The sequence below is a fragment of the Phenylobacterium sp. P4_E10 genome, assembly GCF_056401675.1.
In genome coordinates, this window is sequence record NZ_JBFUIW010000017.1 from 1 (window position 1) to 20,771 (window position 20,771).

Here is a 20,771-nt window from a genome sequence, read left to right on the forward strand (position 1 = left end):
GGCGCTGGCGCGGGCTTGGGCGCTTCAGCCTTCGCGGCCGGCGCGGCGGCCGGGGCCGAGGCCGTGGCGCCTTCCGCCAGTCGGCCGAGCACGGCGCCCGGCTCGACGGTGGCGCCCTCTTCGGCGGCGATGAATTCCAGGACGCCGTCCGCCGGGGCGGCGACTTCCAGGCTCACCTTGTCGGTTTCGAGTTCGACGAGGATCTCATCCTTGCGGACCGCTTCGCCGGCCTTCTTCGTCCAGCGCGCCACCGTCGCCTCGGTGACGGACTCGCCAAGGGCGGGTGTCATGATGTCGGCCATAGGGGGGTCCTGTCTCTCTTTTCGCTTTTTTCTTGTTTAGTCGGGTTTCGCGTCGGCTAGGCGAAGGCTTCGGCGAGGAAGTTCTGAAGTTCACGCATATGCCGGCTCATCAGGCCCGCGGCGGTCGAAGCCGAGGCGGGACGGCCCACATAACGGGCGCGCTTGGCCTTGACCTTCAGACGTTCGAGGGTGAGCTCCAGCCACGGATCGACGAACGTCCAGCCGCCCATGTTCTTCGGCTCTTCCTGGCACCAGACCAGTTCGGCGTTCGGGAACCGCGACAGTTCGGTCGACAGCGACTTCACCGGCCACGGATAGAACTGCTCGAGGCGCATAATATAGACGTCGTCGACGCCCTTTTCCTCACGCGCGTCCAGCAGGTCGTAATAGACCTTGCCCGAGCACAGCACGACACGGCGGATCTTCTCCGGCTCCACCAGCTTGACGGCGGTGTTGACGCCGCGCTCGGCGTCATCGTGCAGCACGCGGTGGAAGGACGAGCCGTCGGCCATGTCGGCGAGGGTCGAGGTGGCCTTCTTGTGGCGCAGCAGCGACTTCGGCGTCATGACGATCAGCGGCTTGCGGAACTCGCGGCGTTGCTGACGGCGCAGGGCGTGGAAGTAGTTGGCCGGGGTCGTGCAGTTGACGACCTGTAGGTTGTCCTCGGCGCAGAGCTGCAGGAAGCGCTCGAGACGGGCCGAGGAGTGCTCGGGACCCTGGCCCTCGTAGCCGTGCGGCAGCAGCAGCACCAGGCCGCTCATCCGCAGCCACTTGCGTTCGCCTGAGGAGATGAACTGGTCGATGACCACCTGGGCGCCGTTGGCGAAGTCGCCGAACTGGGCTTCCCAGAGGGTGAGCGTCTTCGGGTCGGCCAGCGAGAAGCCGTACTCGAAGCCCAGCACCGCCTCTTCCGAGAGCGCCGAGTCGATGACCTCGAAGTGAGCCTGGCCCGGGCGCAGGTGCGAGAGCGGGGTGTAGTGCTCCTCGGTCGACTGATCGATCAGGTCGCAGTGGCGCTGCACGAAGGTGCCGCGGACGCTGTCCTGGCCGGCCAGGCGGACGGGGAAGCCCTCGTCGAGCAGGCTGGCGAAGGCCAGGTGCTCGCCGGTCGCCCAGTCGAGGCCCGCTCCGGCCTCGATGGCCGCGCGGCGGTTCTCGATCACGCGGCGGACGGTCTTGTGGACGTCCAGGCGCTCGGGGATGGCGGTGATCTTCTGGCCAAGGTCGACCAGCTTTTGCATCGGCACGCCGGTCTCGCCGCGGCGGTCGTCGCTGTCGGGCAGAGCCAGGCCCGCCCAGGCGCCGTCGAGCCAGTCGGCCTTGTTGGCCTTGTAGGTCTTGCCGGCGTCGAACTCCCTATCGAGGAAGTCCTCGAATTCCTTCACCCAGCCGGCGACTTCAGCCTCGGTGGCCACGCCTTCGGCGACCAGCTTGCGGCCATAGAGTTCGCGGGTCGGCGGGTGGTCCTTGATCTTGGCGTACATCAACGGCGAGGTCATCGTCGGGTCGTCGCCCTCGTTGTGACCAAAGCGCCGGTAGCAGAACATGTCGATGACCACGTCCTTGCCGAACTGCTGGCGGAATTCGGTTGCCACCTTGGCGACGAAGGTCACGGCTTCGGGGTCGTCGCCGTTCACGTGGAAGATCGGCGCCTCGACCATCAGCGCCACGTCCGACGGATAGGGCGAGGAGCGGCTGTACTGGGGGGCCGTCGTGAACCCGATCTGGTTGTTGACGATGAAGTGGATGGCCCCGCCGGTGCGGTAGCCCTTGGTGCCGGAGATGGCGAAGCACTCGGCCACCACGCCCTGGCCGGCGAAGGCGGCGTCGCCGTGCATCAGCAGCGGCAGCACGTGGTTGCGGCCCGAGTCCGGCGCTTCACGCAGGGTGAAGGCCTGCTTGGCGCGCGCCTTGCCCAGGACGACCGGATTGACGATCTCCAGGTGCGAGGGGTTGGCGGTCAGCGACAGGTGGACGTTGTTGCCGTCGAACGCGCGGTCCGACGAAGCGCCCATATGGTACTTCACGTCGCCCGAGCCCTCGATGTCGGACGGGACCGACGAGCCGCCTTGGAACTCGTGGAAGATCACGTGGTACGGCTTGGCCATCACGGCGGCCAGCACGTTGAGGCGGCCGCGGTGCGGCATGCCGAGGACGATGTCGCGCACGCCAAGCGCGCCGCCGCGCTTGATGATCTGCTCCAGCGCCGGGACCATGGCCTCGCCGCCGTCCAGGCCGAAGCGCTTGGTGCCCGGATAGCGCTTGTGCAGGAAGCGCTCGAAGCCTTCGGCCTCGATCAGCTTCTTCAGGATGGCGATCTTGCCTTCCTTGGTGAAGTTGATCTCCTTGTCGCGCCCCTCGATGCGCTCCTGCAGCCAGGCCTTCTGGGCCGGGTCGGAGATGTGCATGTACTGGACGCCGATGTCGGCGCAGTAGGTGCGCTTCAGGATCGACAGGATCTCGCGGATGGTCCCGGTTTCCAGGCCCAGCACGTAGTCGAGGAAGATCGGACGGTCGAAGTCGGCGTCGGTGAAGCCGTAGGTCGCCGGGTCGAGTTCGGAGGCGTCGCCGTCCGGAACCGTGATGCCCAGCGGGTCGAGGTTGGCGCGCAGGTGGCCGCGCATCCGGTAGGCCCGGATCATCATGATCGCGCGAAGCGAGTCGAGGGTGGCGGCGCGGACCGCTTCCGGGGAGGCGCTGGGCGCGGCGCGCTCGGCGACCTTGGCGCCGACCTTGGCCTCGACCGCGGGCCAGAGCCCGTCGATGGCCGAGAGCCAGTCGGGACGGGCGGCCGGAGCGCCCGGCTTGGTCCAGGAGCGCTTGCCCGCGGCGGCCTTCACCTCTTCGGCGCGATCGTTCAGCGATGTGAAGAAGGCCTGCCAGGAGGCGTCGACCGAAGCCGGATTCGCCGCCCACCTGGCGTAGAGGTCTTCAACGAAGGCTGCGTTGCCGCCGTAAAGGAAGGAGGTCTCCGCGAGCACCTCGTTGATCAGACTGCCGTCGTCCGCCATCTCGTCCGTTTCCCGGTGCGACCGGGCGCGGACTTCAGAATGAAGGAGCCGAGCGCGGACCGCCCATACTACTTAGGTTGTCGCCGGGCGCCTTCCAGCGCCCGGCTCGCGGTCAGGCGCCTTTCAGCACCTGAAGAAGGGTTTCGCCCAGTTTCGCCGGCGAGGGGGAGACGCGGATGCCCGCAGCCTCCATCGCAGCGATCTTGTCCTCAGCCCCGCCCTTACCGCCGGAGATGATGGCGCCCGCGTGGCCCATGCGACGGCCCGGAGGCGCCGTACGACCAGCGATGAAGCCGACCATAGGCTTCTTGATGGCTGAATTCTTGATGAACTCCGCCGCATCTTCTTCAGCCGAACCGCCGATTTCGCCGATCATGATGATCGACTCGGTCTCGGGGTCCTTCAGGAACAGGTCGAGCATGTCGATGAACTCGGTGCCCTTGACCGGGTCGCCGCCGATGCCGACCGCCGTCGATTGGCCGAGGCCGACGTTGGTGGTCTGGAACACCGCTTCGTAGGTCAGGGTGCCCGAACGCGACACGACGCCGACCGAGCCCTTCTTGAAGATGTTGCCCGGCATGATGCCGATCTTGCAGGCTTCCGGCGTCAGGACGCCAGGGCAGTTCGGACCGATCAGGCGCGACTTCGAGCCGGCCAGGGCCTTCTTCACCTTGATCATGTCGGTCACCGGGATGCCCTCGGTGATGCAGATGATCAGCGGAACCTGAGCGTCGATGGCTTCCAGGATCGAATCGGCCGCGAAGGGCGGCGGAACGTAGATCACGCTGGCGTCGGCGCCGGTCTGCTTGACCGCCTCGTCGACCGTGTCGAACACCGGGAGGCCGACGTGGGTCTGGCCGCCTTTGCCCGGGGTCACGCCGCCGACCATCTTGGTGCCGTAGGCGATGGCTTGTTCGGTGTGGAAGGTGCCTTGCGAGCCGGTGATGCCCTGGCAGATGACGCGGGTGTCTTTACCGATGAGGATCGACATCAGTTGGCCTCCCGCACGGCTTTCACAATCTTTTCGGCGCCATCCGAAAGGTCGTTCGCAGCGATCACGTTCAGGCCGCTTTCGTTGATGATCTTCTTGCCGAGCTCGGCGTTGGTGCCTTCGAGGCGCACCACCAGCGGGACGCTCAGACCGACCTGCTTCACGGCGTTGACCACGCCGTTGGCGAGGATGTCGCAGCGGGCGATGCCGCCGAAGATATTGACCAAGATGCCCTTCACGTTCGGGTCGGCCATGATGATCTTGAAGGCCGCGGTGACCTTGGGCTCATCCGCGCCGCCGCCGACGTCGAGGAAGTTGGCCGGCTCGGCGCCGTACAGCTTGATGATGTCCATGGTGGCCATGGCCAGGCCGGCGCCGTTGACCATGCAGCCGATCTCGCCGTCGAGGGCGATGTAGCTGAGGTCGAACTTCGAGGCCTCGATTTCCTTCGGGTCCTCTTCGCTCTCGTCGCGCAGGGCGACGATGTCCGGATGACGGAACAGCGCGTTGGAGTCGAAGCTGACCTTGGCGTCCAGCACCCGCAGGTGATCGTCGCCGGTGACGATCAGCGGGTTGATCTCCAGCATGCTCATGTCTTTGGCGAGGAACGCCGTGTAGAGCTGGCCGAGCAGGGCCGCGGCTTCCTTGGCCAGGCCTCCCGTGAGGCCGAGGGCCTTGGCGAGCCGGCGGCCGTGGTGCGGGAAGACGCCGCTGGCCGGATCGATGGAGAAGGTGATGATCTTCTCGGGGGTCGAGTGGGCGACCTCCTCGATGTCCATGCCGCCCTCGGTGGAGGCCACGACCGAGACGCAGCTCGTTTCGCGGTCGACCAGCAGCGACAGGTAGAATTCCTTGGCGATGTCGGCGCCTTCCTCGATGTAGAGGCGGTTCACCTGCTTGCCCTTGGGCCCGGTCTGGTGGGTCACCAGCACGCGGCCGAGCATCTCCTCAGCGTTGGCCTTGACCTCATCGACCGACTTGACGACCCGGACGCCGCCCTTGGAGTCGGGGCCGAGGCCCTCGAAGCGGCCCTTGCCGCGCCCGCCGGCGTGGATCTGGGATTTCACGACGTACACCGAACCACCGAGGTTCTTGGCGGCCTTGACCGCTTCGTCGGGAGAGAAGGCGGCATAGCCGCGCGGGACCGCCACGCCGAACTCGGAGAGGACGGACTTGGCTTGATGCTCGTGGATGTTCATGAGGCCGCGGAACGCGTGATCGGGAAACCCGCCGGGCTCGGCGGACCGGCGGGGTTATAGGCGCCGCGACGCTATGTGGCAACCGCGCCACGCCAAGAAAACATTGTAATATCGGTATGCACACGCCCGCTTGTCTTACGAGCACGGTGTGTGCTGGCGGGCGCCGCAGCGTCACCCAAGGAACATCTGCCAAAGTGTTCGTCCAGGGATGAATGCGATGAGCAAATTGACAGCAAATCCCCCGTAAAACAGACCCATCATGGTGCGGCGGTGCCTGAGCACATTGTGTCGGCGCGCCGCGATGACGGCGATCGGCAGGGCGATCAGGGTCCAGCCGGTGAAGAGATGCAGCAGCGACCACCGCCCGTGGTTCAGCGAGGTGATGAACAGGGTCGAGCCCGCCGTCACCGCCACCAGCGCCACCCACAGCCAACCCGCCGTGCGGTGTAACGTCCGGCCCTTGCGGACCAGCATCAGCACCGCCCCCAGCAGCAGCGCCGCCAGGGCTGCCAGCAGGTGAACCTTGATGACCGGGGAAAGGCTCGCGAACAAGTCGAGGTCCGGCGCATGCGGCTGCGCCTGCATGGCGGTCCGCACGACGGACTGTCCGACTGGGGCCAGCGAGATCGCCACGATCGCCGGCACGGCGAGGATCGGGAGCAGCAGGCGCGGGGGAATCCGGCCGCGGCGGGCGGGCGGCGTTTGCGAAGCGAGCGACATCCTTTATCTCCGGAAGCAACAACTGGCGGCAGGTCTGGAGATGGGCGGATCGATGCGCAAAACCGGATGCGCAGAATGACGGCTCCGCTTCGCGAGGCGCAGCCCGGCGCCGTTCACGCTTCGCGAACTGCGGCCCTGGCGCGCGTCGCCCGCAGCCTGGGGATCGCCTCCGCGATCGGGGCGTTCCTGGCGTTCATCGGCGCGTTCGGCACCGACCGCCTGCCGATGGCGCCGCGCATGATCTTCATGATCCTGATGTCCTGGGCCGGCGCCGGCCTAGGCGTCGGAACCTATCGGCTGGCCACCCGCATCCCGGGTCTGGCCGGGCGTCGCTGGCTGACCGGCGTGGTCAGCGGCATGATCATGACCGCGCCGATGACGCTGATCGTCTTCTATGGCGTGCAGATCGCCTCGGCCCATCGGTTGCCGTTGAGCGCCCTACCCGGCTTCCTGGTCACCTCGCTGGTGACGTCCGTGGCGCTGACCCTGCTGTCGCTGGCTATCGTCAGGCGGGCCGCGCCCCAGATGGTGGCCGCCGCCTCGCCCGCGGCGCCGAAGTTCCTCGATAGGCTGCCGCTGAAGCTGCGCGGCGCCGAGGTCTGGGCGGTGGAGTCCGAGGACCATTACCTGCGGCTGCACACCTCCAAGGGCCAGGACCTGATCCTGATGCGGCTGGCCGACGCGGTGGCCGAACTGGAGGGAATCGAAGGCGCTCAGGTGCATCGGTCCTGGTGGGTGGCGCGCGATGCGGTCGCCGACGCCCGTCGCGGCGACGGCCGCGCGACCTTGACCCTGAAGGACGGCAGCGAGGTTCCGGTCAGCCGGACCTACGCCAAGCTGCTGCGCGAACGGAACTGGATATAGGCCTCCGCCGCCAGCAGGTTCGGGACCCAGCAGAGGAACGAGATCGCGCGGTAGGTGGCGTCGTAGCCCCAGGGCGAGAAGAACGCGAACGGCAGATAGAGCCGCAAGGTAACTGCCGCCAGGGTGAGGGCGAAGCTGCGGATCATCCACCGCTCGTGATCGACAAAGCGGCGGGCCTTGGCGGCGCGCCATGCCTGGGTCGTCGTGAAGATCCAGGCCAAGCCCAGCAGCCCGAAGCCTGCAGTGCTGATCGGACCGGTACGGGCGCCGAAGGCCAGGACCAGACCGGCCAGCCCCGCGGCCAGGCAGCAGACCGCATAGGTCACGCCCATCCCGCGATGCAGGCGCGGACGAGCCCCGCGAAGCCCAGGAATGAACTGGAACGGCCCAAGCAGCAGAGCCGTCGCCGCAAAGCCTGCGTGCAAGGTCAGGAGACCCAGGGGCGTGAAGCGATTGGCCACGATCGGCGGGGCCAGGCCGGGAGCGTTCGGGATCAGGTAGCGGTAGGAGGCGAGCCCGACGAGGACCGACAACACCAATACGACCCAGAGCCCTACGCCCGTCTTGGTCCGGGCAGGACGCGACGCATCAGCCATATTATTCCCCCCGAATGGCTAGTTCGGAGCATAAAAACCGAAGTTCACCCAAAAGTCGCGCACGAATTTTAGCGGGATCGGCGCTTAGTCCACTGCTCGCGGCTCTGACCCCAGATGTCGAGCGTGTCATTGATCGGCGGCGGCATGGCGGCATGACGCAGGATGGTCGAGCCGAGCCGGCGGGCCACGCCCTGGGAATTGACGTTGCCCGGGTCGATGCAGTGGATGACCTCGGTCCAGCCCAGATGGTCGAACGCCCAGTCGATGGCGGCAGTGGCGCCCTCGGTCGCATAGCCCTTGCCCCAGAACTCTCGCGCGACGCCCCAGCCGACCTCGGTGCCGGGCCAGCCCTCGGGCTGCCAGGGACCCAGCCGGCCGGCCCAGCGGCCGGTCTCCTTGTCGATCACCGAGAACATCCCGAAGCCGCGCACGATCCAGGCGCCGGCCATGGTGCACATCGTCCGCCAGGCGACCTCGCGCGGCTGCGGCCCGCCCAGGAAGCGGGCGGCCTCCTCGTCGGCGGCGAAGTCGGCCCAGGGTTCGAAGTCTTCGGCCGTGGTGGGGCGCAGGATCAGGCGGGCGGTTTCGAGAGTCGGTCCAAGCATGGCTTTAGGATCGTCGTATTCGCCGTTTGAGGCCAGTAGTTCAGGCGCTGTTCAGCCCCTGCGGCTAACCTCTGCTGCATGAACAGGAACGGCGAACGACCCCTGACTCTGGAACCTCGCAACGACCACCGGCCACCGCGCCGGCTGGGCGGTAAGGCGCTGCTGGCTGGCGTGGCCGGGGCCTGCGTGCTCGGCCTCGGCCTGGGCCTGGCTGCGCGGCCAGAGCTGATCACGGACATCGTCGCACCAGCCATGCAGCCGCGCGCGCAGACCGAGCGTCCGCAGATGGACATCGTCATGAGTGAGCCGGCGCCGGAGGCGCCCCTGCCGCCACGCCCGCCGCTGGAGACCATGGATCCCGATCTGGCCTTCGATCCGCCCGGCGTGGCCGAGGCCCCCGAGCCGCCGATTCCGCCGGATGCGCCATTCGCCCCGGTGGCGGCCGTTCCCCAGCACGCGCCGATGGCCCCGATCGCCCGTCCGGCCCCCGAGCCGCCGCTGGCCACCCGCCGGCCGCACTTCGATTGCCGCGACGCCGGTTCGCTGGCCGAGGAGCTGGTCTGCGCCGACGCGGTGCTCGCCGCGGCCGACCGGCAGCTGTCGCGGGCCTACGACCGGGCGCTGCGGGCTGGGGTTCCGTCCGAGGCGCTGCAGGCCGAGCAGGAGGACTGGCTGGCCAGCCGCGAGGACGCGGCGCTGCGCTCGCCCCGGGCGCTGGGCCGGCTCTACGACCAACGCATCGACGAGTTGAACGCCCGGGCGGACGAGGGCCGCTAGTCGGGGCCGATCCGCGCGCATGAAAAAGGCCGGCGCCGCGATGCGGGCCGGCCTTGATCTCGACGTTTGCGGGGCGGCTTAGCCCAGCATGTCCTTGACGGTCTCGCGCTCGCCGACCAGCTCGTCGTTGGTCAGGGCGATCTTGGACTTGGCGAACTCGTCCATCTCATAGGAGGTGACGACGTCGTAACCGGTGGCTGTGGTCTTCACCGGCATGCCGGCCCAGACGCCTTCGGCGAAGCCGTAGCGGCCTTCGCTGCTGATGGCGACCGAGTGGATCGCGCCCGGGGTGGTCAGGTCGCGGACATGGTCGATCAGGGCGTTGGCGGCCGAAGCGGCCGACGACAGGCCGCGGGCCTCGATGATCGCCGCGCCGCGCTTGCCGACCGCCGGCAGGTAGTCGTTCTTCAGCCAGGCTTCGTCGCCGATCACCTCGGCGGCCGGCTTGCCGCCAATCTTGGCGTGGGTGAAGTCGGCGAACATGGTCGGCGAGTGGTTGCCGTAGATGAACAGATCCGAGACCTCGTTGATCGACACGCCGGCCTTCTTGGCCAGTTGGGCGCGGCCGCGGTTCTCGTCCAGGCGCACCATGGCGGTGAAGCGATCCTTCGTCAGGCGCTTGGCCTGGCTGGCGGCGATCATGACGTTGGTGTTGCAGGGGTTGCCGACCACGGCGACGCGGGCGTCGTCAGCGGCGACGGCGTCGATGGCCTTGCCCTGGGCGATGAAGATCTTGCCGTTGTCCTTCAACAGGTCGGCGCGCTCCATGCCCGGACCGCGCGGCTTGGAGCCGACCAGCAGGTTCCAGTTGGCGTCCTTGAAGGCGACGTTGGCGTCGTCGGTCAGCACCATGTCGGCCAGCAGCGGGAAGGCGCAGTCTTCCAGCTCCATGGCCACGCCCTTCAGGGCCTTCTGGGCGCCTTCGGTCGGGATTTCGAGCAGTTGCAGGATGACCGGCTGGTCCTTGCCCAGCATCTCGCCCGAGGCGATGCGGAAGAGGAGGGCGTAACCGATATTGCCGGCGGCGCCGGTGACAGCGACGCGGATCGGCTTCTTCGTGGTCATGGAACTGTCCCGTTGTTTGCAGTGCGAAATCCGCGCGCGGTCTAGACCCGCAAAGCCCCTGCGGCAAGGGCAAGTGACATGCGCGCCGTGCGAGGCTACCAGCAGGGACGATGCTCGAAATCGATCCCGCCTTCCTGACCACCTCTCACGCGCTTGGCGAACTTGGCCTTAGTCACGCGCGGCTGCAGGACGACGCGCGCTACCCCTGGATCGTGCTGATCCCGCGGGTCGCCGACGCCCGGGAGCTGGAGGACCTGCCGCGCGAACAGCTCGGCGTCCTGACCGACGAGATCCTTGCCGCCGGCCGGGCGGTGCGCGCGCTGGGCGTGCAGGTCGACAAGCTGAACGTCGGGGCGCTGGGCAATGTGACGCCGCAGTTGCACGTGCATGTGGTCGGGCGGCGGATCGGCGACCCGGCCTGGCCGGGGCCGGTCTGGGGCCACAGCCCGGCCCAGCCCTATGACGCGGCCGCGCTCGAAGCGGTGCTGAGCGCGGCGCGGGCGGCGCTGGGCCTCTAGTTCCGCCGCAGGGTGATGGCGGTGCGGCCGCCGGCCTCGGACAGTTCGCCGCTCCAGGCGCCGCCGACGCCGGGCGTCAGGGTGATCACCGTCGCCCCGGCCCCGGGGCGCGGATAGAAGCTGGCGCTGATTTCGGAGCCGGTCCGCTGGATGTTGCTCAGGAAGCCGGACGCATCCACGGCGCCCTTGCGGCGCGGATCGCGCCAGGCGCCCTCGAGCATCCCCAGGCCCTTGTCGACCAGCAGCAGCGTATACAGCGTCTGGCCCGAGCCGGCGCGCAGCACCCAGGCGCCGTCCATCGGCCCCTGCATCCCCTGAGCGGAGGCGAAGGAAGAGCGCAGGCGGTTCTCATACCCCTGCTCGACGTAGTTGAGCGGCGCTTCGGGGGTCTTGTCGTGCTCGTCGATATTGACCGGCTCGGTCAGGATCGGACGGGCCGGCGGCGCGTAGGACAGCGGCGGCGGGGGGCTGTAGGGCGCGGGGGTATAGGGATACGCTGGCGCAGTGGGCGGCGTCGAAGACGGCAGGGCCTGGACCGGCGGCGGCGCGGCCGGGGCCTGGCCCGCGGGGCTCTCGCCCTGGCCTTCGGCGGTCTCCTCGTCGGCCTGGTCGAGCAGCGAGCCGATCGGGTCCACCGCCTCCTGGGCTGCGGCCGGACCCGCCACGAGCAGGGCCGCCATCACGATCGTCGGTAGGGACTTCAAGACGCTCCTCATGCCGCGGCGATGGCCTGCGCAATGGCGATCTGCCGCTCAGCTTGCGCCAGGTGCAGCCGCTCGACCATCCGGCCTTCTACCCGAATGACGCCCTTGGCGGCGTTTTCCGGCGACTTGAAGGCCGCGACGATGGCTTGCGACCAGGCAAGCTCTTCCGCCGAAGGGCTGAAGGCGGCGTTGGCCGGGTCGATCTGGCGCGGATGGATCAGGGTCTTGCCGTCGAAGCCGAACTCCACCCCCTGGTCGCACTGGGAAATCAGGCCCGCCTCGTCGTCGATGCCGTTGAACACGCCGTCGAGCACCGTGAGCCCGTGGGCCCGGCCGGCCGCGACGATCAGCGACAGCGGGCCGGTCAGCGCCGCGCGCGCCGTCGTCAGCCGGCAGCCCATCTCCTTGGCCAGGTCATTGGTCCCGACCACCAGGGCCGAGAGGCCCGCTCCGGCCCCGGCGATCTGGTCGAGCGCGAACAGCGCCGCGCAGGTCTCGATCATCGCCCACAGCGGCACGCCGGCGGCCTGGGCCGCGCCATAGGCCGCGACGTCGTGGGCCGAGGAGACCTTGGGAACCAGCAGGGCGTCGGGCCGCGCCTCCAGGGCGGCGGCCAGGTCCTCGAGGCCCCAGGGCGTGTCGAGGCCGTTGATGCGGACCACCACCTCGCGCCGGCCAAAGCCGCCCGCCTTCACCGCCTGAGCGGCCTGAGCGCGGGCCAGCTCCTTGGCGTCCGGGGCGACGGCGTCCTCCAGATCGAGGATCACCACGTCGCACGGCAGGTCGCGGGCCTTTTCGATGGCGCGGGCGTTGGCGGCGGGCATGTAGAGGGCGCTGCGGCGCGGCCGGGCGTCGATCAAGGCTCTCGAGGCTCCAGAGAGGATGGCGGAGGCCCAGTCATAGTGGTTAGGATGGCGTCATGACCACCCGATATGACGCCGGCGCCAGGAACGTGTTGGGGGGCGAGCTCGTCCCCTGCTCGCTGGACCCGGTCACCGGCTTCTTCCGCAACGGTTGCTGCGAGACCGGGCCGCACGATCTGGGCCTGCACACGGTCTGCGCGGTGATGACCAAGGACTTCCTGACCTACTCGCGCCTGGTGGGCAACGACCTGTCGACGCCGATGCCGGAGTACGGCTTCGCGGGCCTCAAGCCCGGCGACCGCTGGTGCCTGTGCGCGCCCCGCTGGAAGGAGGCGCTGGACGCCGGCGCCGCACCGCAGGTGGTGCTGGAGGCGACCCACGAGGAAACCCTGGCGATCGTCACGCTCGGCGTGCTCAAGGACCACGCGGTCGAGGCCTAGCCGCCAATTCCTCCCCCATTGGGGGAGGTGGATCGATGCACAGCATCGAGACGGAAGGGGCCTGTTGACTCAGCAATCCCCCTCAGTCGGCCATGCGGCCGACAGCTCCCCCAGCGGGGGAGGCCTCAGAACAGCGGGTATTCGCGCTCCAGGCGGTACCAGGAGCCCTGGTCCGACTGCCAGCTGGAATAGAGCCCGAAGCTGGTGACCCGGAAGGGTTCGGTGTGCAGCAGGTTGTTCGACTGGATCCAGACCGCGACCTCGGCCGGATTGGGGCGGCGCAGATAGGCCAGGGTCACATGCGGCTTGTAGCTGCGGGTGTCGGGCTTCAGCCCGGCGCGGCGGACCGCCACCTCGCAGGCGCGGGCCAGGCGGCGCAGGGGTTCGCTCTCGTTCACCCCGGCCCAGACCGCGTGGATGTCGGCGCCCTCGCCGAAGTCGCCGACGCCTTGCAGGGACAGCTCCATCGGCCCGCCAGCCACGGTGGTGAGCTCGGCGTCGACATCCGCGGCCACGTTCTCGGCGACGTCGCCGATGAACCGCAAGGTGATGTGAAACGCCTCGGCCGGCCGCCAACGCGCGCCCGGCAGATGGTCCTGGCGCGGCGCCAGTTCTGCGGCGATGTCCTCGGGAATGGCGATGGCGGCGAAGAGGCGGATCATGGAGACCTACCTAAGTTGAAGCTCTGCTGACGCAATCGTAATCGCTCAAGCCTTGCACGGACCCGACCGGAACACGATATTCGCAGACGCGCCCGCTAGGGGCGTCGAATTAAAGGGCCTTGTCTCTGATGAGCGACTTCAACCGCGGCTACGCGCGCACGGTCCCCGCAGATCGCGCCGACATGTCGGTGGACGCGGGTCTGCGCAGCTTCATGCTCGGCGTCTACAACAAGGTGGCGCTGGGACTTCTGCTCTCCGCCGGCTTGGCGTTCCTGACCGGATCGTTCCCGCCGGTTCGCGACCTGATGTTCAATGTCTCGCCCACGGGCAAGGTCGGCTACACCCTGCTCGGCATGATCGTGGCCTTCGCGCCGCTGGCCGTGATCCTCTTCGGCGCCTTCGCCATGAAGAACGTCACCCCGCGTTCGTCGGGCATCTACTACTGGACCATCGTCGGCCTCATCGGCGCGGGTCTGGGCGTGCTGACCTTCGTCTATACGGGCGCGTCGATCTTCTCGACCTTCCTGATCACCGCGGCGGCCTTCGGCGGCCTGTCGCTGTTCGGCTACACGACCAAGAAGGACCTCACCGGGTTCGGCAGCTTCCTGATCATCGGCCTGTTCGGCCTGATCATCGCCAGCGTCGTGAACATCTTCCTGGCCAACTCGATGATGAGCTTCATCATCAGCGTGCTGGGCGTGCTGATCTTCGCGGGCCTGATCGCCTACGACACCCAGCGCCTGAAGATGAGCTACTACGAGATGGGCGGCGACCAGACGGCCATCAGCGTGGCCACCAACTACGGCGCGCTGAGCCTGTACCTAAACTTCATCAACCTGTTCCAATTCCTGCTCAGCATCTTCGGCGACCGCCGCTAGATCCCAGATCCAGGAACGAGAGTTCGAAGCCCCGGCGGGAAACCGCCGGGGCTTTTGTTTGGGGAGCGCCCTACTCGACGACCTTGAAGCGGCCCTTCTCGAAGAACCGCAGCACCTGGTCCAGCTCGTGACCGCGGCGCAGGATCATGCCGCCCTGGCCGAGCACCGCCCAGGCGCCCTGGCGGCGGGCCAGGGCCGGACGTTTCTCGATGCGATAGAGCGGCGCCTCGGAGGCGCGGCGGAACACCGAGAAGACGCAGGCGTCGCTGAGCGAGCCGATGCCGTAGTCGCGCCACTCGCCGGCGGCGACCATTCGGCCATATAGGGCAAGAAGGCGGTTGAGCTCCCGGCGCTCGAAGAAGACCGGGGAGCTGCGGACAGGCTGCTGTTGCGGATCGAGCGCCATCGAGGCGAACGTGCCTCAATTCCTGTTCGCCGACAAATCCTCAGTTGGAGAACGACGTTGCAGCCGCGACACGGGCGGTCTGGATTCTAAATCAACCGTAACCTTGCGCCACGGAAAGACCTTATTTCGGTCGTTCGGGCGCCTGATCCGCCCTTGATAGTCACATTGTCGGTTGGTCGGAACCTGCTGGTCCCGGATCCTGAACAGCCCCCCCAGCCCCCCTGGATCGTGGGCTTCGGTCAACCGGCGCCTCTTCACAGAGCCCCCAATGCGAGCCCGCGCGGACCTCCCCCCGCTCCGCGCGGGCTTCGTTGTGTCCGCCCCTGGGCGACACGACCCTGGCTTGTGCGATCGCGCCATTCGGCTGACACTGCACGCAGAGGGGGAGTCCATGCCAATTCATCACGTCGCGCGGCTACGGCCGCTTCTCGCCGCCATCGCCGCGGCGTCCCTGTTCGCCGCCCAGCCCAGCCAGGCGGCCATGCTGACCAGGGAATCCGCCGGGGCGGAATTGCAGACCATGCCGCTCTTCAAGGTGCTGGCCGAGCACTACGCCGCCACCTACGACAAGATGCTGACCATGATGGTCGAAGGGGTGAACAATGGCCGGCGGCTGCAGGACGTCACCGCCGAACTCAACCCGATCTACGTCGGCCTGGTCGGCGAACAGCTGCCGAAGGCCAATATCGAGAACAGCCAGGCCATGCTGCGGCTAGTGATCGAGCAGGGCAAGGCGGCCGGGGCGATCGATCCGCAGCTGTGCCTCTCGCTGCTCGGCCTCGCCAAGCCGGCCAAGCCGCTGGCGACGCAGCTGCCGGCGGAACTGGTCGCCAAAGAGCAGGCGATTTCGGCCAGGTTGCTTGAACAGACGGCGCTCGCACCCGAGGCCCCAACGGCCGCGATGACGGATGCGCTGCTGGAGAAGATCGCGTTCGAGGCCTACGACGCGATGCCGGGCGACCAGCTGCGCGCGGCGATGCGTGGGATCGACGGAGATCCGAAAAAGGCGGTGACGCCTCTCCAGCAGACCGCCTACTGCGAATTCTCTATCGCCATGCTCGAGACGATCGAAGAGATGCGGCCGATCGAGGGCTCGCGGGCATTCAAGGGCCTGATGGCCTACAAGTAGCGCCTACTCCCGCACCAGCGCGCCGAGGATCTTGCCGCCGTCCTTGGCCTGGACGAGGACGGCGGTCACCAGCCCTTCCTCGCTCGGCTCCGGCATGCGGAACGCGGTGGGGCGGCCGCGCCAGGCGCCCAGGCGCTTGATCTCCCGCACGACATTGCGGTGCTTCACGGTCTGGCCGCGGTTGTCGCCCTTCTTGACCACCACGTCGTGTTCGCGCGGGTCGTAGCGGACCATCCAGACCTCGGCGCCGCCGCGCGGGACGCGGCCCGAACCGACATCGACCCGCCGTGGGGCGAGAAAGGCCATGTCCGGCGGATCCTGTGGGGCCTTGGCGGCCTGGCCGACCAACCGCTCGACCTTCTCGGTCTGCAGGCCGCCGGCCTGGACGCGGCCGTCCACCACCACCTGGGGCGTATAGGGCTCGCGCAGGTCCAGCCGCGCGACATAGGCCTTCTGGCGGGCGGCGAACTCCGGCTTGGCGAAGGTGTCGGGCCAGCCGAGATAGTCCCAGTAGTCGACCGGGAAGGTCAGGGCGAGCACGCCCTCGCGCTGGGCCAGCTTGCCCAGGAAGGCGTTGGCCTCACCGCAGGACGCGCAACCTTGCGCCGTGAACAGCTCCACCACCACCGGCGGCTTGGCGAGCACGGCGGCGGGCATGGCGCAGAGAATGAGGCTGAGAAGCGCGGCCTTGGGCATCGTGGCGCAATTAAGCGGACTTCCCTGTGCTTTGGATTTCAACAAGGCGTGACCAGCTTTCGACCGTCGCTGAAAACGAAAGAGGGGGCCTGCACAGCGGCAGGCCCCCTTCAACTCGTGACCTACCTCTCGATGGGCGAGAGGCGAGCCATGACCCTTAGGCCGCCGAGCCGGCGGCCAGGTTGCGCAGCACGTAGTTCAGCACGCCGCCGTTCTTGAAGTATTCAAGCTCGGTCGGGGTGTCGATGCGGCAGCGGACCGGGAAGCGGGCGATGCGGCCGTCCGACGGGCGGTACATCTCGACCGTCAGCTGCTTGCGGGGCGCGAGCTCCGTCAGGCCGCGGATGGTGACGATTTCCTCGCCGGTCAGGTTCAGCTTCTGCCAGCCGTCCTGGGTAAACTGCAGCGGCAGCACGCCCATGCCGACCAGGTTCGAGCGGTGGATGCGCTCGAAGCTTTCGGCGATGACCGCACGGACGCCCAGCAGCTTGGTGCCCTTGGCGGCCCAGTCACGCGACGAACCGGTGCCGTATTCCTTGCCGGCGAACACCACCGCCGGGCGGCCTTCGCCCTGGTAGCGCATGGCCGCGTCGTAGATCGACATGACGTCGCCCGACGGGAAGTGCTTGGTCACGCCGCCTTCGATTTCCGGGGTGATCTTGTTGCGGATCCGGATGTTGGCGAAGGTGCCGCGCATCATGATCTCGTGGTTGCCGCGGCGCGCGCCGTAGGAGTTGAACTCCGTGGCGGGCACTTGGCGTTCACGCAGGTAGACGCCGGCCGGCGAGGTCGCCTTGATCGAACCGGCCGGGCTGATGTGGTCGGTGGTGATCGAGTCGCCGAACACGCCGAGGATGCGGGCTTCGACGATGTCGGTGACCGGCTCCGGCTCCATCTTCATGTTCTGGAAGTACGGCGGGTTCTGCACGTAGGTCGAACCCATGTCCCAGGCGTAGGTCTGGCCGCCGGAGACCTTGATCCCCTGCCAGTTCTTGTCGCCCTTGAAGACGTCGGCGTAGCGGGTGGCGAACATCTTCTGGGTGACGTGCTTGCGCTGCAGCGTCGCGATCTCTTCCGAGGTCGGCCAGATGTCCTTCAGGAACACCGGGTTGCCGTCCTTGCCTTCGCCGAGCGACTCGGTGGCCAGGTCGATGTTCATCGAGCCGGCCAGGGCGTAGGCGACCACCAGCGGCGGCGAGGCCAGGTAGTTGGCGCGGACGTCCTGGTTCACGCGGCCTTCGAAGTTGCGGTTGCCCGAGAGCACCGAGCAGGCGACCAGGTCATTGGCGTTGACCGCCTCGGCGATGGCTTCCGGCAGCGGGCCGGAGTTGCCGATGCAGGTGGTGCAGCCGTAGCCGACCAGGTTGAAGCCGAGGGCGTCCAGCGACTTGGTCAGGCCGGCGGCCTTCAGGTAGTCGGTGACCACCTGCGAGCCGGGGGCCAGCGAGGTCTTCACCCACGGCTTGACCTTCAGGCCCTTCTCGACCGCCTTCTTGGCGACCAGGCCGGCGGCGATCAGCACCGAGGGGTTGGAGGTGTTGGTGCAGGAGGTGATGGCGGCGATCACCACGTCGCCGTTGCCGACGTCGAACTTCTCACCGGCCACCGGCACGCGGGGCTCTTCGCCCGACTTGCCGAAGTCCTTGGCCAGGGCGGACTTGAATTCCGAGGCGGCGTCCGACAGCAGCACGCGGTCCTGCGGGCGCTTGGGGCCGGCCAGCGAGGGCAGCACGGCGCCGAGGTCGAGTTCGAGGGCGTCGGTGAACACCGGGTCCGGATCGCCGGCTTCGACCCACATGCCCTGGGCCTTGGCGTAGGCCTCGACCAGATCGGCGCGGTGCGGGTCACGGCCGGTGGCGCGCAGATAGTCGATGGTCGCGCGGGTGACCGGGAAGAAGCCGCAGGTGGCGCCGTATTCCGGAGCCATGTTGGCGATGGTCGCCTGGTCTTCCAAGGTCAGGCCGGCGAGGCCCGGGCCGAAGAACTCGACGAACTTGCCGACCACGCCCTTCTTGCGGAGCATCTGGGTGACGGTCAGCACCAGGTCGGTGGCGGTGGCGCCGTCCGGCAGCGCGCCGGTCAGCTTGAAGCCAATGACTTCCGGGATCAGCATCGGGATCGGCTGGCCCAGCATGGCCGCTTCGGCCTCGATGCCGCCAACGCCCCAGCCCAGCACGGCCAGGCCGTTGATCATGGTGGTGTGGCTGTCGGTGCCGACCACGGTGTCCGGATAGGCGACGCTCTCGCCGCCTTCTTCATTCAGCCACACGGTCTGGGCCAGGTACTCAAGGTTCACCTGGTGGCAGATGCCGGTGCCGGGGGGCACGACGCGGAAGTTGTTGAAGGCCGAGGAGCCCCAGCGCAGGAAGCGGTAGCGCTCGATGTTGCGCTCGTACTCGCGCTCGACGTTCTCGCCGAAGGCCTTGGCGGTGCCGAAGTAGTCCACCATCACCGAGTGGTCGATGACCAGGTCGACGGGGTTCAGCGGGTTGATCTTCTCGGGGTTGGCGCCGAGGGCGGTCATGGCGTCGCGCATGGCGGCCAGGTCGACCACGGCCGGAACGCCGGTGAAGTCCTGCATCAGCACGCGGGCCGGACGGAAGCTGATTTCGTGTTCGACGGCGCCCTTGTTGTCGAGCCAGGCGGCCAGCGCCTTCAGGTCGTCGGGACCCACGGTCGAACCATCTTCGTTGCGCAGCAGGTTCTCAAGCAGCACCTTCATCGAGACGGGCAGACGCGCCACGTTCGAAAGACCGGCTTCCTCTGCCGCGCGAAGGCTGTAGTAGACGTAGGTCTTGTCGCCGACGACCAGTTCGCGGCGGGTCTTCAGGCTGTCGTTAGACGCCATATCAGGGATCCTTCCTCTGTTCTCGGCCGCTCTTGGACCACATCGGGGATCGCGCGCTTTTCGGGGCGGACACACAGCGTTCGTCCCAGCGCCGCGTACGCCCCCCAAGGTGGCGACGGCCGCGGGCGTCATAGACCGTACTTCCCTAACCGTCCATGCAGGCGGGCCTAATTCCTTGCTACCTGAGAATCACCCGCAAGGAGCCGCGCTTTGATCGAGCGGCTGGTGATCGAAAACCTGGCGCTGAGGCGGGGCGGACGGCTGTTGTTCGCGGGCCTTGGGCTGGAGCTTCCAGCCGGCCGAGCGGCGGCGTTGGTGGGCCGAAACGGGGCGGGCAAGACCAGCCTGTTGCGGGCCATCGCCGGCCTGGTCAGCCCCGAGGCCGGAGCCATTCGGTTCGGCGGGTTGGAGCCGGAGGACGCGCGGGCCGAACACCTCCATCTGGCCGGGCACCAGGACGGCCAGAAGCCAGCCCGCACAGCCTGGGAGGAACTGAGCTTCTGGGCCCGCTGGAACGGCGCCTCGGAAGCGGCCGCCCGCGAGGCCGCCGCGCAACTGGACCTGACCCGCCTGCTGGAACTGGAGGTGCGCCGACTGTCGGCCGGCCAGCGGCGGCGGCTGTCGCTGGCGCGCCTGCTGGCCGCGCCGCGCGCGCTGTGGCTGCTGGACGAGCCGCTCAGTCCGCTGGACGCCGACTGGCGCGCCCGGTTCGGCGAGATCATGGCCCAGCATCTGGCCGGCGGCGGCCTGATCGTCGCGGCCGTGCACGATCCGCTGCCCATTGCGGCCATGAGCGTCGAGATCGCCGCTGCGGAGCAGCCGGCATGAGCCGCGCCATGGCCCTGCTCTCGCGCGAAGCGGCCCTGGCCTGGGGCCGCGGCGGCGGACCGATGGTCTCGCTGGCCTTCTACGCCGGGGTCGCGACCCTGCTGCCGCTGGCGACCGGTCCGGAGCCGGCGCGGCTGGCGGCGATCGCGCCCGGCGCGGCCTGGGTGGCCCTGGCGCTGGCGGCGCTGCTGTCGCTGGATCGCCTGTTCGAGCGCGACTACGAGGACGGAGCGCTGGACCTGCTGACCCTGTCGCCAGTCCCGCTGGAGATCGCCTGCGCGATCAAGTGCCTGGGTCAATGGCTGGCGACCGCCGCGCCGCTGGCCTTCGCCGCGCCGCTGGCGGCCATCGCCCTGGGGGCCAAGCCGCACCTGGCCCCGCTGGTCTTCGCCTGCGCGCTGATGGGCGGCCTGGCCTTCGCCTTTGTCGGCGGGATCGGCGCGGCGCTCAGCCTCGGGGCGCGGCGTGGCGGGCTGCTGACCGCGGTGATCGTGCTGCCGCTGTTCGTGCCGCCGGTGATCTTCGGCGGCGGCGCGCTCGACGCCTTCGCCGGCGGTCTGCCGTGGACCGGGGGCTTCGCCCTGCTGGCCGCCTATGCCGCGGCGGCGGTGGCGCTGGGCCCGATCGCCATGGCCGCCGCCTGCCGCAACGCGCTCAGCTAGTCCCGGC

General features: G+C 68.3%; 22 protein-coding genes. 8 read left to right on the forward strand and 14 right to left on the reverse strand.

Annotated elements, in window-relative coordinates:
- The 5 genes from AC1DQJ_RS17415 to AC1DQJ_RS17435 all read right to left on the reverse strand — a co-directional run.
- The coding region (locus AC1DQJ_RS17415; protein WP_477605578.1) for a biotin/lipoyl-containing protein at positions 1 to 302 on the reverse strand (302 nt) is incomplete at its 3' end.
- Positions 303 to 358: 56 nt separating this feature from the next.
- Positions 359 to 3,313: a 2-oxoglutarate dehydrogenase E1 component gene (locus tag AC1DQJ_RS17420; RefSeq protein WP_477605580.1), complete on the reverse strand. Its 2,955-nt coding sequence runs from the start codon at positions 3,311 to 3,313 to the stop codon at positions 359 to 361.
- 112 nt (positions 3,314 to 3,425) lie between these two features.
- On the reverse strand, positions 3,426 to 4,304 hold the full coding sequence (gene sucD / locus AC1DQJ_RS17425; RefSeq protein ID WP_477605582.1) for a succinate--CoA ligase subunit alpha: 879 nt from the start codon (positions 4,302 to 4,304) through the stop codon (positions 3,426 to 3,428).
- Entirely contained in the window at positions 4,304 to 5,503 is a 1,200-nt protein-coding gene (sucC, locus tag AC1DQJ_RS17430; protein ID WP_477605583.1) for an ADP-forming succinate--CoA ligase subunit beta, read from the reverse strand. The genes sucD and sucC overlap by 1 nt, the downstream gene beginning before the upstream one ends.
- A gap of 171 nt (positions 5,504 to 5,674) precedes the next feature.
- The gene (locus AC1DQJ_RS17435) at positions 5,675 to 6,223 is read right to left on the reverse strand and encodes a DUF2306 domain-containing protein (RefSeq protein ID WP_477605585.1); all 549 of its coding nucleotides are present in this window, start codon (positions 6,221 to 6,223) and stop codon (positions 5,675 to 5,677) included.
- 75 nt (positions 6,224 to 6,298) lie between these two features.
- Here AC1DQJ_RS17435 and AC1DQJ_RS17440 point away from each other — a divergent pair, with 75 nt between their 5' ends.
- Positions 6,299 to 7,087 (forward strand): LytTR family DNA-binding domain-containing protein, encoded by a 789-nt coding sequence (locus tag AC1DQJ_RS17440; protein WP_477605587.1) that lies wholly within the window; start codon positions 6,299 to 6,301, stop codon positions 7,085 to 7,087.
- Here the strand turns inward: AC1DQJ_RS17440 and AC1DQJ_RS17445 are convergent.
- Both AC1DQJ_RS17445 and AC1DQJ_RS17450 read right to left on the reverse strand, forming a co-directional pair.
- A complete protein-coding gene (locus AC1DQJ_RS17445) occupies positions 7,051 to 7,683 on the reverse strand; it encodes a DUF2306 domain-containing protein (protein ID WP_477605589.1) in 633 nt (210 codons plus the stop codon). The two genes, AC1DQJ_RS17440 and AC1DQJ_RS17445, sit on opposite strands and share 37 nt — an antisense overlap.
- 68 nt (positions 7,684 to 7,751) lie before the next feature.
- Positions 7,752 to 8,288 (reverse strand): GNAT family N-acetyltransferase, encoded by a 537-nt coding sequence (locus tag AC1DQJ_RS17450; protein WP_477605591.1) that lies wholly within the window; start codon positions 8,286 to 8,288, stop codon positions 7,752 to 7,754.
- 78 nt (positions 8,289 to 8,366) lie between these two features.
- Here AC1DQJ_RS17450 and AC1DQJ_RS17455 point away from each other — a divergent pair, with 78 nt between their 5' ends.
- Positions 8,367 to 9,065 (forward strand): lysozyme inhibitor LprI family protein, encoded by a 699-nt coding sequence (locus AC1DQJ_RS17455; protein WP_477605593.1) that lies wholly within the window; start codon positions 8,367 to 8,369, stop codon positions 9,063 to 9,065.
- 78 nt (positions 9,066 to 9,143) lie between these two features.
- On the opposite strand, the gene AC1DQJ_RS17460 is transcribed toward AC1DQJ_RS17455, so the two are convergent.
- Positions 9,144 to 10,130 (reverse strand): malate dehydrogenase, encoded by a 987-nt coding sequence (locus tag AC1DQJ_RS17460; RefSeq protein ID WP_477605595.1) that lies wholly within the window; start codon positions 10,128 to 10,130, stop codon positions 9,144 to 9,146.
- A 110-nt stretch (positions 10,131 to 10,240) separates the two neighbouring features.
- Here AC1DQJ_RS17460 and AC1DQJ_RS17465 point away from each other — a divergent pair, with 110 nt between their 5' ends.
- Entirely contained in the window at positions 10,241 to 10,648 is a 408-nt protein-coding gene (locus tag AC1DQJ_RS17465; RefSeq protein WP_477605596.1) for an HIT domain-containing protein, read from the forward strand.
- Here AC1DQJ_RS17465 and AC1DQJ_RS17470 read toward each other — a convergent pair.
- Both AC1DQJ_RS17470 and AC1DQJ_RS17475 read right to left on the reverse strand, forming a co-directional pair.
- Positions 10,645 to 11,352: a hypothetical protein gene (locus AC1DQJ_RS17470; RefSeq protein ID WP_477605598.1), complete on the reverse strand. Its 708-nt coding sequence runs from the start codon at positions 11,350 to 11,352 to the stop codon at positions 10,645 to 10,647. The genes AC1DQJ_RS17465 and AC1DQJ_RS17470 overlap by 4 nt on opposite strands.
- Positions 11,353 to 11,360: 8 nt before the next feature.
- Positions 11,361 to 12,212: an HpcH/HpaI aldolase/citrate lyase family protein gene (locus AC1DQJ_RS17475; protein ID WP_477605600.1), complete on the reverse strand. Its 852-nt coding sequence runs from the start codon at positions 12,210 to 12,212 to the stop codon at positions 11,361 to 11,363.
- 59 nt (positions 12,213 to 12,271) lie between these two features.
- Here AC1DQJ_RS17475 and AC1DQJ_RS17480 point away from each other — a divergent pair, with 59 nt between their 5' ends.
- Positions 12,272 to 12,655 carry a DUF2237 family protein gene (locus AC1DQJ_RS17480; RefSeq protein ID WP_477605602.1) on the forward strand — a complete coding sequence of 128 codons (384 nt, stop codon included), beginning with the start codon at positions 12,272 to 12,274 and terminating at the stop codon, positions 12,653 to 12,655.
- Between the two features lie 125 nt (positions 12,656 to 12,780).
- Here the strand turns inward: AC1DQJ_RS17480 and thpR are convergent, their stop codons facing one another.
- Entirely contained in the window at positions 12,781 to 13,317 is a 537-nt protein-coding gene (gene thpR, locus AC1DQJ_RS17485; protein ID WP_477605604.1) for an RNA 2',3'-cyclic phosphodiesterase, read from the reverse strand.
- A gap of 128 nt (positions 13,318 to 13,445) precedes the next feature.
- Between thpR and AC1DQJ_RS17490 the strand changes: the two genes are divergently transcribed.
- Positions 13,446 to 14,195, forward strand: a complete 750-nt coding sequence (locus tag AC1DQJ_RS17490; protein ID WP_477605606.1) for a Bax inhibitor-1/YccA family protein — start codon at positions 13,446 to 13,448, stop codon at positions 14,193 to 14,195.
- Between the two features lie 70 nt (positions 14,196 to 14,265).
- Here the strand turns inward: AC1DQJ_RS17490 and AC1DQJ_RS17495 are convergent, their stop codons facing one another.
- Complete coding sequence (locus AC1DQJ_RS17495) at positions 14,266 to 14,601, reverse strand: DUF2794 domain-containing protein (RefSeq protein WP_477605608.1); 336 nt, start codon at positions 14,599 to 14,601, stop codon at positions 14,266 to 14,268.
- Between the two features lie 391 nt (positions 14,602 to 14,992).
- Between AC1DQJ_RS17495 and AC1DQJ_RS17500 the strand changes: the two genes are divergently transcribed.
- Positions 14,993 to 15,730 (forward strand): hypothetical protein, encoded by a 738-nt coding sequence (locus AC1DQJ_RS17500; protein WP_477605610.1) that lies wholly within the window; start codon positions 14,993 to 14,995, stop codon positions 15,728 to 15,730.
- A gap of 3 nt (positions 15,731 to 15,733) precedes the next feature.
- Here the strand turns inward: AC1DQJ_RS17500 and AC1DQJ_RS17505 are convergent, their stop codons facing one another.
- Positions 15,734 to 16,426 carry a DUF1223 domain-containing protein gene (locus AC1DQJ_RS17505; protein WP_477605612.1) on the reverse strand — a complete coding sequence of 231 codons (693 nt, stop codon included), beginning with the start codon at positions 16,424 to 16,426 and terminating at the stop codon, positions 15,734 to 15,736.
- Between the two features lie 157 nt (positions 16,427 to 16,583).
- Complete coding sequence (acnA, locus tag AC1DQJ_RS17510) at positions 16,584 to 19,274, reverse strand: aconitate hydratase AcnA (RefSeq protein WP_477605614.1); 2,691 nt, start codon at positions 19,272 to 19,274, stop codon at positions 16,584 to 16,586.
- 210 nt (positions 19,275 to 19,484) lie between these two features.
- Between acnA and ccmA the strand changes: the two genes are divergently transcribed.
- Entirely contained in the window at positions 19,485 to 20,102 is a 618-nt protein-coding gene (gene ccmA, locus AC1DQJ_RS17515) for a heme ABC exporter ATP-binding protein CcmA (RefSeq protein WP_477605616.1), read from the forward strand.
- Entirely contained in the window at positions 20,099 to 20,764 is a 666-nt protein-coding gene (gene ccmB, locus AC1DQJ_RS17520; protein ID WP_477605618.1) for a heme exporter protein CcmB, read from the forward strand. The genes ccmA and ccmB overlap by 4 nt, the downstream gene beginning before the upstream one ends.
- Positions 20,765 to 20,771 lie beyond the last annotated feature (7 nt).